General features: G+C 46.7%; 10 protein-coding genes. All 10 read left to right on the forward strand.

Annotated features, from left to right (window positions below; translation table 11 throughout):
* Positions 1-20 precede the first annotated feature (20 nt).
* The 10 genes from C170_RS28685 to C170_RS28725 all read left to right on the forward strand — a co-directional run bounded on the left by C170_RS28685 (position 21) and on the right by C170_RS28725 (position 16,888).
* Positions 21-1,520 carry an extracellular solute-binding protein gene (locus tag C170_RS28685; RefSeq protein WP_036617043.1) on the forward strand — a complete coding sequence of 500 codons (1,500 nt, stop codon included), beginning with the start codon at positions 21-23 and terminating at the stop codon, positions 1,518-1,520.
* A 24-nt stretch (positions 1,521-1,544) separates the two neighbouring features.
* Positions 1,545-2,657, forward strand: a complete 1,113-nt coding sequence (locus C170_RS28690) for a glycoside hydrolase family 88/105 protein (RefSeq protein WP_036617045.1) — start codon at positions 1,545-1,547, stop codon at positions 2,655-2,657.
* A gap of 218 nt (positions 2,658-2,875) precedes the next feature.
* Positions 2,876-4,387 carry an extracellular solute-binding protein gene (locus C170_RS28695; RefSeq protein WP_051447457.1) on the forward strand — a complete coding sequence of 504 codons (1,512 nt, stop codon included), beginning with the start codon at positions 2,876-2,878 and terminating at the stop codon, positions 4,385-4,387.
* Between the two features lie 336 nt (positions 4,388-4,723).
* Complete coding sequence (locus C170_RS28700) at positions 4,724-6,004, forward strand: S-layer homology domain-containing protein (protein ID WP_235200853.1); 1,281 nt, start codon at positions 4,724-4,726, stop codon at positions 6,002-6,004.
* Positions 6,005-6,436: 432 nt separating this feature from the next.
* Positions 6,437-8,794, forward strand: coding sequence for a DUF5704 domain-containing protein (locus C170_RS31460; protein ID WP_235200854.1), 2,358 nt, complete (start codon positions 6,437-6,439; stop codon positions 8,792-8,794).
* A complete protein-coding gene (locus C170_RS31465) occupies positions 8,724-9,704 on the forward strand; it encodes a hypothetical protein (protein WP_235200855.1) in 981 nt (326 codons plus the stop codon). Before C170_RS31460 ends, C170_RS31465 begins: the two co-directional genes overlap by 71 nt.
* A 171-nt stretch (positions 9,705-9,875) precedes the next feature.
* Complete coding sequence (gene pulA / locus C170_RS28710; protein ID WP_036617049.1) at positions 9,876-11,930, forward strand: type I pullulanase; 2,055 nt, start codon at positions 9,876-9,878, stop codon at positions 11,928-11,930.
* Between the two features lie 483 nt (positions 11,931-12,413).
* On the forward strand, positions 12,414-15,290 hold the full coding sequence (gene pulA / locus C170_RS28715) for a type I pullulanase (protein WP_036617052.1): 2,877 nt from the start codon (positions 12,414-12,416) through the stop codon (positions 15,288-15,290).
* 281 nt (positions 15,291-15,571) lie between these two features.
* Positions 15,572-16,201 (forward strand): 50S ribosomal protein L25, encoded by a 630-nt coding sequence (locus C170_RS28720; RefSeq protein ID WP_036617054.1) that lies wholly within the window; start codon positions 15,572-15,574, stop codon positions 16,199-16,201.
* Positions 16,202-16,366: 165 nt separating this feature from the next.
* Positions 16,367-16,888 (forward strand): hypothetical protein, encoded by a 522-nt coding sequence (locus C170_RS28725; RefSeq protein WP_036617056.1) that lies wholly within the window; start codon positions 16,367-16,369, stop codon positions 16,886-16,888.
* The last annotated feature ends 87 nt before the right edge of the window (positions 16,889-16,975 follow it).

Raw genomic sequence — 16,975 nt, forward strand, 5'->3', positions numbered from 1 at the left:
AAAAGGGAGGTTTTCATGTTATGAAAGCAACAAAAAAGAAAGCCGTAGCTGTCTTGAGCACACTGGCACTGGTGACAGGTTTGCTGGCAGGATGCGGATCAGACGAGGGTCAGGCTGCCGAAGGCGGCGTACAAAATGTGTCCATAGCCATTGCACAGGTGGGTGATGTGCCAAGCAAAGGCAATGAAGTTCAGCAAAAGATCGAAGCGTATACCAATACCAAACTGGATATCCAGTGGATTCCGGCTTCGGCCTACAATGACAAAATCAACGTGATGATCGCTTCAAGCGATATGCCAAAAATTGTGAAGGTGCAATATAACCCAACGGTGACCAGCGCGATGCGTAATGACGTGTTCTGGGAAGTGGGACCTTTGCTGAAAGATTACAAAAATCTGTCGGCACAGAACGAGCGTTTTTTTGACAACATCAAGGTAGAGGGCAAAATCTACGGGGTTCCTGTTTTCTCCGATATTGCGCGAGCTACAGTGATCTATCGCAAAGACTGGTTCGAGAAGCTGAATCTTAAGGTGCCAGCCACACCGGATGAATGGTATGAAACGATCAAAACACTGGCAACCTCCGATCCGGATGGAGATGGTCAGGATAATACGTTTGGACTGATGCTTTTCAAAAAATATAATGAGGATCAATATTCCTTCACGACGCGCCTTGGCGTAAGTTTTGGTGCACCTAACAAGTGGAAGGTCGAAGAGGATGGCAGCTTCACGCCGGAATTCATGACACCGGAATATATGCAGGTGCTGGATCTGCTGAAACGTTTGTACGATGAGAAACTGCTGAATCAAGATTTTGCCGTATTCGACTCTACGGAAGCGGAGAAAAAGTATGATTCCGGTGTTGTGGGTATCCGTGTTGGTGTTGCTCAGAACGGAAAAAGTCAGCAAGAGCGTTTGTCCAAAAACAATCCGGATGGTGTGGTAGACATCGCTGGTTTGCTTGGAGCGAACGGAGATCGTGTTGCAGGACAGACAGGTAACTCCGGCATTCTGGCATTCCCTAAATCAACGGTGAAATCGGAAGAAGAACTCAAAAACCTGCTCTCCTTCCTGGATAAACTGATGGACCCTGAGATGGCAACCCTGTTGATGCGTGGTATGGAAGACAAACATTACACCAAAGTGGGCGAAGATCAGGTGGAGATGAGTGACTTCGATGCATTCCAGCGTGAAGTGAAACCTTACCGTGACAACCTTCCTTATGTGGAAGGGTATAACGTACCGAAATTGAAGGATACCGAACTGGGTGAAAAAGGTACGGCACTTGCCAAGGAACTGGCGGAGCACGCTGTGCCAAACCCTGCGCTGACGTTATATTCTCCAACGTATGGTGACCGTGGGGCAGACCTGGATCAGGTGATTGCGGATGCACAAACCAAATACATTATGGGCAAGATCGATCAAAGTGGCTGGGAAAAGGAAATCGAGAATTGGGGCAATGCTGGTGGAAACAAGATTCGTGAGGAATATGCCGAAGATTACAAAAAACAGGCTCAATAAAGAGCCGGAAGCGGAGGCTTGATCATGAAGGAAACACTGCAATTCACATCGGTGCGCATGGCACAGCAATTCATGGAAAGTTATCGCAACCATGAGCTGTACGCCACTTGGCATTATGAGAACGGCTGTCTGTTGAAAGCGCTGGAGGAGCTGTATATACACACGGGGGAGCAAAAGTATTTTGACTACATCCGTGAGCTGATGGATCATTTTGTTCAGGAAGATGGCTCCATTCGCTCCTATACGATCGAGGAATATAATCTGGATCAGATCAATCAGGGGAAATCACTATTCCTGTTGTACGAGAAAACGGGAGAAGAGAAGTATCGCAAAGCTGCGGAGTTGCTTATGACTCAGCTTAAGGGACAGCCACATACGAGTGAAGGCGGGTTCTGGCACAAAAAGATTTATCCTTTCCAGATGTGGCTGGATGGATTGTACATGGCTACTCCGTATCTGACCCAGTATGGGGCAGTGACGGGTGAAGAGAAGTGGTTTGACAAAGCGGCTCTGCAGCTCTTGCTGGTGGAGCAACGTACACGTGATCCGCGTAGTGGTCTCTTGTACCATGCCTGGGACGAGAGCAAAGAGCAGCGCTGGAGTTCGGGTGAAACGGGATGTTCACCACATGTCTGGAGTCGGGCGATGGGCTGGTATGTGATGGCGGTTGTGGACACCTTGGATTACCTGCCGGTAGATCATCCGCAGCGCGGGCAGATTGTGGGTATCTTCGAACGGGTAGCAAACGCACTAGTGCATGTGCAGAATCAACAGACCGGACTATGGCCACATCTGCTGGATCAACCGGGACGTGAGCGGAACTATCTGGAGGCTTCCGGGACCTCAATGTTTGTCTATGCATTGGCCAAAGGTGTGCGTAAAGGATATCTGAGTGGCAAGTTCAAAGCAGTTGCGGAAAAAGGGTATCAGGGTCTGGTGCAGCATCTGCTGCAAACGGACCGTGAAGGCGTGCTGTCCTTGACGCAGTGTAACGGCGGAGCCGGTCTTGGCGGAAGCCCGTATCGCGACGGGTCCTATGAGTATTATGTGACTGAGTCCATTCGGATCAATGATCCGAAGTCGGTCGCTCCGTTCATTTTGGCGGGAGTGGAGATTGAACTTTACAAGTCCAACTAACATGTACATGAGAACGGAGAGGGCAGAAATAATCTGAGGAAGCTAAGCGTTCGCCTAAAAGCTTTCTGAAAGAAAGCTACATCGGAAGCATAGGCTATCCCCGGATTTTCCCCTTTTTAAAAGGGAATCAAAAAATCTGGGGATAACAGCGATCTGAAGGTTGTTCTGTCATCGGAGTGGTCTATGTACATAACCTTATCCAAAAGGAGAGATGGTTCATGAGTCCAAAAGGTCCAATGTCCCGTTTAGGCGGAATCGTTGTAATTGGTGCAATGTCCGCTGGATTGCTTGCAGGTTGCGGGGGAGAAAAAGCACCTGCTGCAGGGGAAGGTAAACTTCCCATTTCCATCTCTTTAATGCAGGTAGGAGATATACCGGCCAAGGAGAACGGGATTGAAAAGAAGATTGAGGAATATACAAATACGGATGTCAATGTACAGTGGATTCCGCAGTCTGCTTTTGATGATAAGGTGAATGTTATGGTTGCTTCAGGCGAGATGCCGACCATTATGCGTGTGAATTATGTACCGACCACATTTAATGCCGCCAAAACGGGACTGTTCTGGGAACTGGGGCCTTACTTGAAGGATTATAAGAACCTGTCTGCCCAATCCGAAGCTTATTTTAACAATATCAAAATTGAAGGCAAGGTCTACGGTATTCCGAACTTCCGGGATATTGGACGGACTGCGATCGTATATCGCAAGGACTGGTTTGATACGTTGAAGCTGGATATACCAAAAACGCTGGATGACTGGTATGAAGTGATGCGCTCTATTCGTAAGGATGACCCTGACGGGAATGGTAAGGAAGATACGTACGGTGCACTGCTTTTCAAAAAGTATAATGAGGGTGTCTCGTCCCCACTGACGCGGATTGCTGTAAGTATTGGGGGCGTCAACAAATGGGGTGTGGATGATGCCGGGAAACTGACCCCGGAGTTCTTGACCACCGAATATGTGGATACAATGAAGCTCTTCAAGCGACTGTTCAGCGAGGGACTGATTAATAGTGATTTCCCTGCCTTGGACCCTTCTGATGCGGACAAAAAAATGGATTCCGGCTTAGTTGGCATGAAGCTTAACGGTGTGGCTCAGAACGGAAAGTCCTCTCAGCAGCGGCTTACACCTAACGCTCCGGATGGAGAAATTGATGTAGCTCCGTTCCAGGGAACCGACGGTATTCGAATCGCCGGTGAGCCAGGAAACTATGGAATGCTAGTCATCCCGAAGGCATCCGTAACGGATGAGGAGCAATTGAAGCAGGTTCTCACGTTCCTGGATCAGTTGATGGATGAGGAATTGAGCGCTTTGCAGCTCCGTGGATTGCTCGATGTGCACTACACCAAGACTGCTGATGGGAAAACCGAACTTAAGGATTTTGACGCTTATCAGCGTGAAGTGAAGCCATACCGGGATAATCTGTTAAGTATTGAAGGTTATAATGTGCCTGAACTGGTCGATGTTCCGATTGGTATGAAAGGTACAAAGATGGCGCGTGAGAATGAGCAGTATGCCATTGCCAATCCGGCACTCACCTTGTCTTCGGCGATCTATACCGAGCGTGGTCAGGAGTTGGATCAGATGATCTGGGATGCGCAGACCAAGTACATTATGGGTAAAATCGATGATGCAGGTTGGGAGCAGGAAATCGCAAGCTGGAGAAAAGCCGGTGGTGATCAATTGATCACGGAATTGGAAGCATCCTACAAAGAATTAAACGGAAAATAAAGCTGGGGGAAATAAAAAAGGTTGATCAAATGGAATGATATGGTTTATTCTATGAGTGAGTTCATTTTTCAATATCATAAGAAAGACCACACCCTTAAAGCATAAGGCTATGAATCTGCGGATTCATAGCCTTTTTTTGTGTTTTAGGCGAATGAAGTGGGTCTATGGAAGGAGGGGCGCACGCCTTGAAGTGATGGGGATGGACGAAAAATAATACCAATAGCCTAGTACAACATGGTAGAATATTGATTATTATGGCAAATTTAGGTTTTGGTTATGAAGAGAAGTAACTAGGTTGACCAAGCAAAGCATCCCCATACTAAGGTACATAGGAGCGTGAGTAGATTGAAGAAGCAGATCAAAGGACACGAGAAGAAGAAAAAACGGAACGGTTGGATCGTCGGGTTGTTAACGACAGCTGTATTGGCAGGAACACTATTGCCCGTTGGACCCGTACATCTGACGTCAACAGCGAATGCCGCATCGGGAACAAGTGACACTGCCCTTAGCAAGTTCAAGGATATCAAAGGCCACTGGGCTCAAGCAACGATTGCCAAAGCGTATGAAAAAAAACTGATCTCTGGTTACCAAGACGGAACGTTTCGTCCTAATGGCAAAATCACGCGTGGGGAATATGCGACCATACTTGCCCGTGCGACTGGACTGGAGAAGGTAGAGGGACAGAATCCCTTTGCTGATCTCAAGGGACATTGGTCTGAAGCGGCGGTTAGCCAACTTGTCGGACAAGGATTCATTAACACTGATGATTATGCCAAAGGGTTCAATCCGAATGCGGAACTGAAGCGTTACGAGATGATGAAATGGATTGCCAATGGACTGATTAAGTCCGGGAGCAGCTTTCAGGATGCTTTTAACGATACAAAAAATACGCTGCTCCCCACACCGGAAGTGAACCGCGGCACCATTCGTGCTGAGCAGATTCCGTATCTTGCCCTTGTCCGTGGGACAGGCATTGTCGGTGGATTCCAGGATGGCACATTGAAACCTGCAGATTCCACCACTCGTGCAGAAGTATCGGCCATTTTACTGCGTTATATGGATGTGGAGGGCACGGATGCGGGGAAGTACAGTGATCTGAATGAGATGAGAGAGGTCGGCACGACGGGTACGAATTTAACGACTATTAGTAATTATTTTTATACTAAGAACTCAGTCAAAGTAAGTGATATATCGAAAGGAGATATAAAACTTTCTAACAAATCAGGAGTGCTTACACTTCATAGGTTTATTGTGGTGAAGGTTCAGAATGGTAAACCTCAAGGAGTATATAGCAAACTTTTTGTAGAACCCAATATTTCGAGTGGCGATTATTATCTAACATTTGCTGATTTATCTTTTATATCAAATACAGATAAGTCAGATTTGATTACCTACAGTGGTGGTTTAAATAACGGATTACTAAGTTTTAGACGTCTAGATTTAGAATTTGCTGATAAGAACGGATTCAAAACTATTCCTAATAGCCCTAAAGAACTCATCATAAAAGGGAAAAAGGTTAGATTTTGGACAAGGTCAACTCTAGATTTCAAAAATGGATCGTATCATGTTAAAGCTGAAGATGTAGGAGAAATGAAAATACAAAATATGTACCAGTAGTGAGGTGATAGCAAGTCTATGAGAAAACGAATGCGGCTGTCCGTATTCATTTGGTCCAGAACATTGCTTGTATTATTCATTATAAGTTCTTACGTGATTGGGCTATCTATAAATGATTTTGTTTACGCTGCTGCTAACGATCCGTACGGTCCAAAATCTATGAAAAGTCCTATTCTAAAATCTATTCAAGCTGAAAAGACAGTTGGTACACCTGGAGTTTACTGGTATCAAACTGATGATGGGAGATTTAGAGCAGATCACAGTGGTGGTCCAACGTATTCAAACAATGCAGGAAGTTGTACAACCCCTTATCCTGCTTTGAAAGAGGTACCGGATAGTGTTGACTTTTCACGATGGCCTGCGGTTTCTTGGCCTCAATATAACGGAAATACGCTAACATCCTCTAGTTTTAAGGAAGTAAACATCAAAAGTGTGGAATATAAAACTCAATTTGAACAGGCAACATATACAGGTGTGGGAAGGACAGTGATCACACCTCCAAGTACAGTTGTTGCTATTAAGACCTTAACTGGTGGAAATCACGAATGGACTCAGAATGATCCATTTGAAAATGGGGGAAGAACAACGGCAGGATGTCCTAAGCATAATGTTTCTTATTTTACGCCCATGGACATCATTTGGGAAGGTGATTTGGAGGAAGAAAAAGAAATCGATGTAACTCCAAATAAAACCCTTACCCTAAGTCAAACCCAGCAGATGGAAGCCAAGGTTAAGACGAAAGGTTATGGTGCGACAGCTTTTGGTGAGGGCATTGACGTATCCCGCAGGGAAGCAGAGATCAAATGGTTTTCTTCTGACGAGACAATTGCGAGTATAGAGTTGAAAACAGGGATGTTAACGGCCGAAAGTCCGGGCACGGTCACTGTGCGTGCAATCTGGAACAATGGTACATATCTGATCTCGGATACAGCCACCATAACCGTTACGTCTGAGCCAGGACTCGTGGTAAATCTGCCGAACGCTTGTAAAGCCAATACAACACCACTACAGGCGGAAGCAGTTCTAACCAAACCGGATCGCTCTGTTCATAAACTGACAGCTCATCCTAAATTGACGTGGCAAAGCTCGAATCCGGCTGTGGCAACGATTGGCGCTGATGGAAAAATCACGACAAAAGGGATCGTGGGTAGCACTACCATCAAAGCTCATTTTCTTGATTCTGCTCAGCAACTGGATGAACAAGGGACTCAGGTGCTTGAGGTGAAGGACTGCACGGATAATGGAGAGGGTGGTAATGATGGCGATCCGGGGGGTGACCCTGCGAACACTTGCCCTGTGACCATCAGCCCACCGAGGAGAGGCACGGTTATTGAAGCATCGGTTATAGACCCGTCTGTTCGAGGTGTGTTGAAGGCAGACGAGCGTGGATCTGAGAAGTTCGATGTTACCCGTGGTATTCCAACTTCGGAAGATCTCTATGCCAATGTTTTAGCCAAGGAATATCTGTTTCAGCACCGTTGGGTTAACATGACAGGAACGGTGACTTACACCGTTAAGGTGAAAAGGGTTTATCATAAAACCTGGACGATCCCGGGCAGAGCGTCTAGTGGTGAGGGGGATCCAGGAACACCTCCTGAGCCCAAAGAACTTGATGTGCCTGGGGATAAAAATATGCAAGTAACACGGACATATAGCTATTGGCAGATCGATAACCTGGAGGTATACAAGTTAAATGAGGCAAAGGTATCTAACTATGCGCTAGGCGGTTATGGTGACACCGTGACCCTTATGCCCAATGCATATACACCACCGACTTTGCAATCGGCTATGGATACTGCGGTTACCAATCATGTGAAACCTGCGCCATGTCGAGAAATTGATCTTGGCATCAAAGGGGTTCCTGGTGGTTCGGATGAACCGCCTACGCCAGATGAGACATCATTGTTTCAATCCAAAGCTGAAGCGGAGGTTAGAGAGAACACCGTTAATAACGACAAGGTAACCTTTAATGGAGCGACAATTATGGATTCTGCCCCGGTGGAAAAAACAGCTCCAAGACCTGGGACGATCCCCCAGCCTGGCATGATCGGAGACGATGTTCTGTATCAGAACCGTCTGACGATCAAAAACACATTGATGAACAAAGCTAACCAGCCGACCACGGGTGAGATAACGTATGGACTGCTCCCTGGCAATGTTAACGGAGGGCAGGATCAGAAGTTCCCCATTCTGGGCATCAACTCGGTGACGGTACACACTCCAGTTGTGAACTATGCCTGGGTGTCAGATGATCAGCCGCATAACCAGAAGACCACGCCTGATCCGACCAGAGCTGCACTTATTTTAGAACGTCCATTCATTGTGCGGATACCAACCTCAGGTCAACATTTGGATGTAGCGAGTTACCCAGGTTATGGAAACCATGATTATGCGAAATATTTCCGGATCAAACAGGTTCGTTTCCCATTTGATGTCTATAACGGTGCCAGAAGTCAGTTTATTCCGGCCCTGACATGGGTGGATATTCCGGTAAATCAGTTGGACACCCCTTTTTATCTTCCTGTATGGGTAGATGAAGGAAATTACCAGATCGAGTTTCGTAATATCGCCGAAAATGCACCGGCAAACTTCACAGAACAACAGGATGCCAATACGAATCTGAGCCATCATGTCGCAGCAGATACCGTTGCTGTAGAGGTTATCGGAAGGTTGTATGATTTTTCACATTACCGATATTTCAGACTACAACTGGGAGGATGTGTTCCGCAAGCGGATGGGCAGCCCGGAACCAACGGGTGTGAGCTATTGGACCGGAGGAAACGGTATTGACGGAGATCCCCGAGGTAACTTGGCTCCCTATGTACTGCCTATTCGTCCCGGCAGTCATCCGGTACAGGGTTTCCGAAATGCTGCAGTGAAGACAGGTTACCATTTCAAGTTTGATCTGAAAACCAAGGGCAATATGTTTGGGAAACAGGATGGTATACGAATCACGCCGACGTTCTCTTTTGTGAGTAAAGATGGCACCACCCGGCAAGAAGTGGATTTATACTACCATCGAGGACAGGATCGACTCATTCGTATCGGATCGGCACAAGATTTAGAAAAACGTTTTGTTGTCCTGAACTCACGGTTGCGGAATGTCCCCGGTACGGAGTTGGGTGATACAGCGCGTTATCAGTATACCTATGAACTGTCGGCGGAGGAACGTAATCAGGGTACAATGGCGGAACATATGGTTCGTTTCGTGGATCAGACCTCTCATCATAAAACGTGGGTAGGTCGTTATGACTGGATGATTCTTCCTTCACAGATCCGCACACTCATTGGCCCAAAAACAGATATTCCCTCCAGTGTTAATGTAGATCGGGCGAATGCAGCGATTCAGCGCTGGTATGGGGAATATAGCTTGCCAGCAGATGTATATGCAGTGCCCAAAGGAACCGATCTCGAGTCACTTGCCAGACAAAATCAATTGGATGAGAAGGCAACGGTATTTCTGAGGGACGGTTACATTGTGGTTAACTTCAATATCGAAACTTTGCGCAGCGGCAATACGAATGCACCACATCTGCAATATATTCATGCACCGTTGATGAATCAATGGCAAATGGAAGGTTTCGATAACAGCCCGGTAGATGGTCAGGGGAGAAGCTGGTCGATGCAAGATGGGGACGTGGTTTTGTACCATGCCGATCAATCCAGCCGTAATGATTTCCAATCCCAGGTACCACATTAGAGAGATATCGTTTTACTTATAAAGAAGGCAGGCGTAATGTGAATCTACATGACGTTTGTCTTCTTTTGTGTAATTCGGATTATGGCTGGGCAGCAGAACGGGTATAAAGGGTAAGGAGCATTCTTTCCATCCATATTCATTAATTTTCTCAACGAGAGGGGAACCACACATATGATTGAAGAGAATAAGCAGGAACTATTGATTTCAGAAGATACATACGAAGGAAGAGATCTGGGTGTCACATTAGAAGCACAAGCCTGTCGCTTCAAAGTCTGGTCACCGTTAGCAGTTCAGATGGAACTACTTCTGTATCCACCTTTGACAGGGGGGACCCCGGAGGAAGAGCCCAATCAACGGAAACAGCAGGCGTTACCTATGCAAAAGAAAGAACAAGGCGTCTGGGTTCTGGAACTGGAGGGCGATTTAAGTAGCTACCGTTACATGTACAAGCCTACTTTCGAAGATGGACATTCAACCCATGCTGTAGATCCTTACGCACGAGCAGTGACCATGAATGGAGAAATGGGTGTAATTGTAAGACTGGAGCAGACACATCCGAAGGGATGGAGTGAGGATATTCGTCCGGAATTGACCAGTCCTGTAGATGCAGTCCTGTACGAACTGCATGTACGTGATTTTTCCATTCACCCATCATCGGGTATAACGAATAAAGGCAAATACATGGCTTTCACCGAGACGGGTCTGCGTGATTCGGAGGGCAACACACTGGGGATCGATCATTTGGTCGAACTCGGGATTACCCATGTGCATCTGCTGCCTGTATTTGATTTTGCGACGGTGGATGAATCCAGGGTGGATGGTGATACGTCTGATGCCTCCAACTATAACTGGGGATATGATCCACTTCATTACAATGTCCCGGAAGGTTCCTATGCATCACGTGCAGATGATCCGGAGACACGAATTCGTGAGTTCAAATCAATGGTGCTTGCCCTTCATAATAAGGGAATAGGTGTCATTATGGATGTGGTATATAATCATACGTTTGATACGGCAGGCAGCTCTTTTGAAAAATTGGTACCCGGGTACTACTATCGACAAAACGCCGATGGGACTTATAGCAATGGTTCAGGTACGGGTAATGAAGTGGCTACTGAACGCACCATGGTTCGTAAGTTTATCATCGACTCTGTCCGTTACTGGGCAGAGGAGTACCATGTGGACGGTTTTCGATTTGATCTGATGGGCCTGATCGACACAACTACGATGAAACAGCTTGCAGCGGAATTGCACACCGAAGTGTCACCTTCCATATTGTTATATGGTGAACCATGGGGCGCACTGGATTCGCCGCTTGGTGATAATATGACTCTAAAAGGAACGCAGCGCGGAACGGGGTTTGCTGTGTTTAACGATAATTTCCGCGGAGTGATCAAGGGAGACAGCGATGGTGTGGGTTCGGGATTTGCGACGGGCGCGGACGGGAAAGAAGATGAATTGTGGACTGGGGTCCGGGGAGCCATTCAGGATTTTACGGATGGTCCATCCGAGACGATTAACTATGTAACAGTGCATGATAATCTCAACCTGTGGGACAAAGTTGCACGTACACAAGGAATCCACGATACCTTGAATTTCCTCACCTATGACGAGGATGGAAGTATTCGTGGATGCCAGAGTGTGGAAGAGGCCGTAGAGAAGGCTAAGCCTTACCTGCAGATCGATCCAGAACACATTCTGGAGAATGAGACCGTTAGGCGTTGTCTGCTTGCCCTTGCCAATGGTATCGTTTTAACCTCCCAGGGTATTCCCCTGATCGCGGCCGGAGATGAGTTGCTTCGCAGCAAATATGGGGACGCCAACAGCCACCAGAGTGGAGACGTAGTCAATGCCATACATTGGGAGCAAAAGCAGCTGTTCAAGCCGGTATTTGATTATTATCGTGGGCTGATCCGTCTTCGGCGAGAACATCCAGCCTTTCGGCTTCGTACACGGGAAGAGATCGAGAAGCATGTTCGTTTAATAGAAAAAGGTAATGGGCTGTTAGCGTATGAACTGAACGGTACAGCAGCCAGGGATTCATGGGAACGTATTGTTGTCATCTATAACGCGGCAAAAGAAAACCGTGACATATCTGTCCCCACAGGGACATGGAATGTGATTGTAGAAAAAGGACAAGCAGGCGTTGATACGATACGCACCATACAGGACGGAAAGGTAAATGTGAATGCGATATCCCTAACGGTGATGTATTCGAATTCCTAATGAACGCAATGCTTGCCAAGAATTGAAGGGTACCAACAAAGCATTAGTAAAATCGCTAACAAGGCCACGTTCTAGATATCCAATCAAATCTAATCAAATAAATTGAGATAAAACAAATCCCCCTTTCCCGTAAGAAAGGGGGATTTGTTGATGCGTCAGAAACCAATGCCTTGGTAGCGGGGCTATACATCGTCATGTCTGGAGCTTTTTTATACTGAGCACCTGTTGGTGCATTTTAATCTCAACCAAATGACATCCTGCAATTTATTCTCGTATATTCCAAACTTTTTTTGTCGGGACAGGTACAAATGCTGTCAATCTATGGCGCTTGTTTTCATATCCTATATTTTGAAAGCGATTGCTAATTGAATACGCAAATTGGACCGATATGATGAGTACAGACAACCCCGGGTTGACAAACAACGTCCCACTCCGTAACATCGGGACAACACGAAATCAATGGATATAAAGGCGGTGGGAACGATGCCGGAATGGACTTCTTTTTGTTACGAAGGCAACGATCTTGGCTTAACATATACTCGTGCTGCAAGTACTTTTAAATTGTGGGCACCTACGGCACAACAGGTTTATATATTGATTTTTAACGATGAAGGGCATTACAACGATAGTGGTAAAGTACAAGATCATGAAAATGGGCAGGAACATTTCTTGACACGTGATGCGGACGGAATATGGAGTCTGAAGCTCAGCGGCGATTGGGCAGGATATTATTATATGTACCGAATTATTCATGATAATCAGCAGATTGAAGTGGCTGTTGATCCTTATGCCAGAGCGGTAACGGCTAATGGGCAACGAACGGCTATTATAGATCCGGAGACCACCAATCCGGTCGATTGGGACCTGGATGTCAAACCTGCTTTTCTGCGTCCTGTTGATGCCGTGTTATATGAGTTGCATGTCCGTGATTTCTCCTCAGACCCACATGCAGATATTCCGTATAAGGGAAAATATCTGGCATTCACGGCATCCGGTCTGACGGATAGAGCAGGCAATAGTATTGGCGTAGACCATCTTGCCGAACTGGGAGTTACCCATGTACATCTTCTGCCTGTGGCGGATTATCAGACGGTGAATGAACTTGCTACTGCAGAAGTGGGTTCAAATGTCAGAGCACCATACAACTGGGGGTATGATCCCCAGCATTATAACGTTCCCGAAGGTTCGTATGCTACCGACCCTCGTGATCCTGCAGTTCGAATTCGGGAGCTCAAATCACTCGTTCAATCGCTGCACAGACAAGGCATTCGCGTTGTACTTGATGTTGTCTATAATCACACGTATAGCGTGGAAGAGGGTCCTTTTGAACGGATTGTACCAGGCTATTATTACCGTTATCGGGAGGATGGCACCCTCAGTAATGGTTCTGGTGTAGGCAATGAATTGGCGACAGAACGTCCAATGGTGCGAAAATATATTCTGGATTCTCTCCGATATTGGGCAGAAGAATATCATGTGGACGGATTTCGATTTGACCTCATGGCCCTGATTGATACGGAAACGATGAATGAATTGACACGCGAATTGAAGGAACAGATCGATCCGGCGTTTCTGATCTATGGGGAACCCTGGATGGGTGGAGATTCACCTTTGGACCGTAAAACATTAAAAGGAACCCAGCGAGGTCAGGGGTTTGCTGTATTTAATGATCATTTTCGCAGTGCAATCAAGGGTGATAGTGATGGCAGTGGCAGAGGGTTTGTCACGGGTGCCGGAGGACAGGAATATGAGCTTATTAGGGGATTAGCGGGAGCATTGGATGATTTCACATCTTCACCTGTTGAAGTTGTCAATTATGTAACTGCTCATGACAATCTCAATCTGTGGGATAAAATTGCGACAACAATGAACCTTAGACATGAATTAGGATTTCCCGTATGGAAGGACGGACAGCCCGTGGGTGGAGGGAGTGCTGAGTCCGCGGTAAAAGCAGCAGATCCTTATCGGTATGTGGATGCAGATGATGTTTTGAATCATGAGATGGTTCGTCGCTCGTTACTGTCCTCTGGCATTCTGCTTACTTCTCAGGGAATTCCGTTTCTGCATTCAGGGGATGAGATGCTCAGATCCAAAGCCGGTGATCATAACAGTTATCGGAGCGGGGATGCGGTGAACGCCATCACATGGGCCAACAAATCACGGTTCAGACCAGTGTTTGATTACTATCGTGGTCTTATTCATTTGCGGAGAACACATCCCGCTTTTCGTATGATCGATGCTGAACAGGTACGAAATCACCTTCGTGTTATTCGTGCGGATGGCAATGTAGTTGCCTTTATACTTCAGAATGGTGCGAATCAGGACACCTGGAATCAGATTATGGTCATCTATAACGGAACGGAACATGAGCAGCATGTCGACCTGGGGGAAGGGGACTGGCATGTTGTGGTCAATGATCATCAGGCAGGCACAGACGTGATCGAGACTGTTCGTGGTACTGTTCAGGTAGAACGATGGTCTTTAATGGTACTGTATGACACAGAGCATGCTGGAGGCGCTGAACCATCAACAGTGGAGATTAGTTTTCCTCGCCAGGTATATAGTCCGAAGGAGACCACTCAACTACGAGCGATCGTACGGGACAGTATTGGCAATGTGGTGGAAAAAGCTCCAGTTACCTGGACTTCTTCTGATCCGGATATTATTCAGATCCAGCCTGATGGAACAATCCATGCACTGGAACGAGGGGAAGCTTCGATTACAGTCCACTGTGGGGACATAACGGCAAGCTGTATGTTACAAGTGGATTATCGTCATGCTGAACGAATTGAAATTGTGGGTGAACCTGTCATGTACATGACTCGAATCAGTCGCTTCCGTGCCTTGGTTCTGGATCAATTTGGTCAGCCGCTTCAGGATTCCAATATACGCTGGAGCTCTTCTCATCCAGAACTTGCAGCGGTGAGTGCAGCAGGGATCGTACGTGCGATGACACCTGGAGTAACCCATATTATTGCTGAGGCTGGAGGAATTCGGGCAACGCTTGGCGTAACGATTCATAAACAGATTTCGCGAACCGTCACGCTTCGATACGAACGGGAAGACCAGCATTATGAAGGTTGGGATGTCTGGGTATGGGGCACAGGTATGGAGGACGGAGCCGTACGGCTGGAACAAGTCGGTAATGCCGCCGAAGCCCGCTTCCGCGTTGCTCCGGGTCTGCATCACCTGGGATTGATCATTCGATTGAACGAATGGGAAGCTAAAGATACGTGCGGAGACCGTTACGTGGACATTGTACCTGAAGACGGGGATGTACACATTATTGTCCGTAGCGGATCAGACGAGATGCAGATCATTCGTGAAAGTGAAAAAACAGAGGATCGTAATAGCGCATAGTTTCTTTATGTATAACTTTGAATGTAGTTCGTCAAAACCTTGATAAATCAGCAGTTGGAAGAGATTCCGACTGCTTTTTTTGGTCTGATTATAAGCCGCATAACTTGCCAAAAAAAAATTAATTGTCCTGTTTCGTGTTTGAGATCCTCTATCATTGGGGTAAATATAGATATGGCCCACGATTCGGCCAAAGGAAAAAAGACCATTATGGTCTATGAGATAAGCCTCAGTGCTTTCCAACAAATATAATGTAGTGATCCCTTGAAGGAGGATGTTCAATCATGAAATCCAACGGAAAAATGGCTCAACTTACAGCAACGCCAAGAACGGAAAAGAAAGGTGCAGCACTGCGCCTGTTAAGACAAGGCGGACGAGTTCCCGCAGTCGTTTACGGCCCGGGACTTGAAGGTGCTTCAATACATGTAGATGAAAAAGAAATGCTGAAAGTGGCACGCACAGGCCGCTCCGAAATGTTCAACCTGAATGTGGAGGGCGGTAAAACGCTTCCTGTGCTGATCAAGGATCAGCAAGAGCGTAACGGACGTTTGCTGCACGTAGACTTTTTGCAAATTTCCAAGAACAAGCCGATCAGCGTAAGTGTATCGATTGACTTCCAGGGTACAGCGGCCGGCTCGAAAGCTGGTGGTGTATTCCAGACACAGGAGACACAGCTGGAAGTAGAAGGATTGCCTGCGGATCTGCCAACGTCCATTGAAGTGGATGTGAGCGGATTGGACATCGGTGATCGCTTGACTGCTGCGGATATCAAACTCGATAAAGGTTTGACACTCGTAACATCACCTGAATCCATCATCGCTTCCGTCATGCCGCCACAAGCGGCTGAGGAAGAGCCAACGGCCTCTGCTGAGGAAGCTGAGCCGGCAACTGAAGAAAAAGCTACAGAAGAATAAGCCAAGCTACGGGATCTTGCCAGATCTCATGCTTAACCAAAGCCCAGTCCTAGGACTGGGCTTTTTTATTTTCCGAGCAAGAGAGTTCAATAGGCACATCGTTCGCATGAAAAATGAGAATGTACTACAATACATGTTAAAGGGTTAGAAAGTAGGTTTAATTCAATGTTTGATCCAACGGTGTATGACAATCTGAAAGTCGGGTTTGAGAATTATCTCTATGATATGGATAACCTGGACGAACGTATTCAGATTACGGGGCGTAAAGATCGGCTGGAGATGGCAGTGATGTCCAGAGAGTTTACATTACAATTCTGTCTCAGAGATCGCCCGGAAGTAACAGGGGAAGTTGTATTAAGCAGTCCCCTTGAGGAGCTTGCAGCGGAGATCCTGGAGACGCCTGGTGCGAGTCCGGGTTGCCGCTTGGAGCTACGGTTCAGTATGGTTGTGAAGGATCCTGAGAAGCAGTGCCCGGTTATTCGTCCGATATTACAGAAGAGCTGGCCTGAGCAGAGGATGTGCCAGAACATCAAGTATATCTTTGATGAACAGCCAAAAATGTATAACGTCACGGCTCACGTTTATTTTGACCGCAGTGTGAATGAAGACCAGATGGGGGACATTCCTGAACTCTGTGAGCATATGGCAAATGTGATGAATCAATTATTACAGTTGCATAACCAGTAATTCCGAGAAAAGCCTTGTCTCTTTGTGGAGATCAGGGCTTTTTTTGTATTATTTTTAGAAAATTGTATAGGCTTTCAGGCTTAGGTT

Origin of the sequence: Paenibacillus sp. FSL H7-689 (assembly GCF_000517905.1) — a bacterium.
Taxonomy (GTDB): Bacteria; Bacillota; Bacilli; order Paenibacillales; family Paenibacillaceae; genus Paenibacillus; species Paenibacillus amylolyticus.

Excerpts from the sequence above, each read along its gene's own strand:
- C170_RS28685 (WP_036617043.1), top strand. The coding sequence starts at position 21 with ATGAAAGCAACAAAAAAGAAAGCCGTAGCTGTCTTGAGCACACTGGCA.
- C170_RS28695 (WP_051447457.1), top strand. The coding sequence starts at position 2,876 with ATGAGTCCAAAAGGTCCAATGTCCCGTTTAGGCGGAATCGTTGTAATT.
- C170_RS28725 (WP_036617056.1), top strand. The coding sequence starts at position 16,367 with ATGTTTGATCCAACGGTGTATGACAATCTGAAAGTCGGGTTTGAGAAT.
- C170_RS28690 (WP_036617045.1), top strand. The coding sequence starts at position 1,545 with ATGAAGGAAACACTGCAATTCACATCGGTGCGCATGGCACAGCAATTC.
- pulA (WP_036617049.1), top strand. The coding sequence starts at position 9,876 with ATGATTGAAGAGAATAAGCAGGAACTATTGATTTCAGAAGATACATAC.
- C170_RS28720 (WP_036617054.1), top strand. The coding sequence starts at position 15,572 with ATGAAATCCAACGGAAAAATGGCTCAACTTACAGCAACGCCAAGAACG.
- pulA (WP_036617052.1), top strand. The coding sequence starts at position 12,414 with ATGCCGGAATGGACTTCTTTTTGTTACGAAGGCAACGATCTTGGCTTA.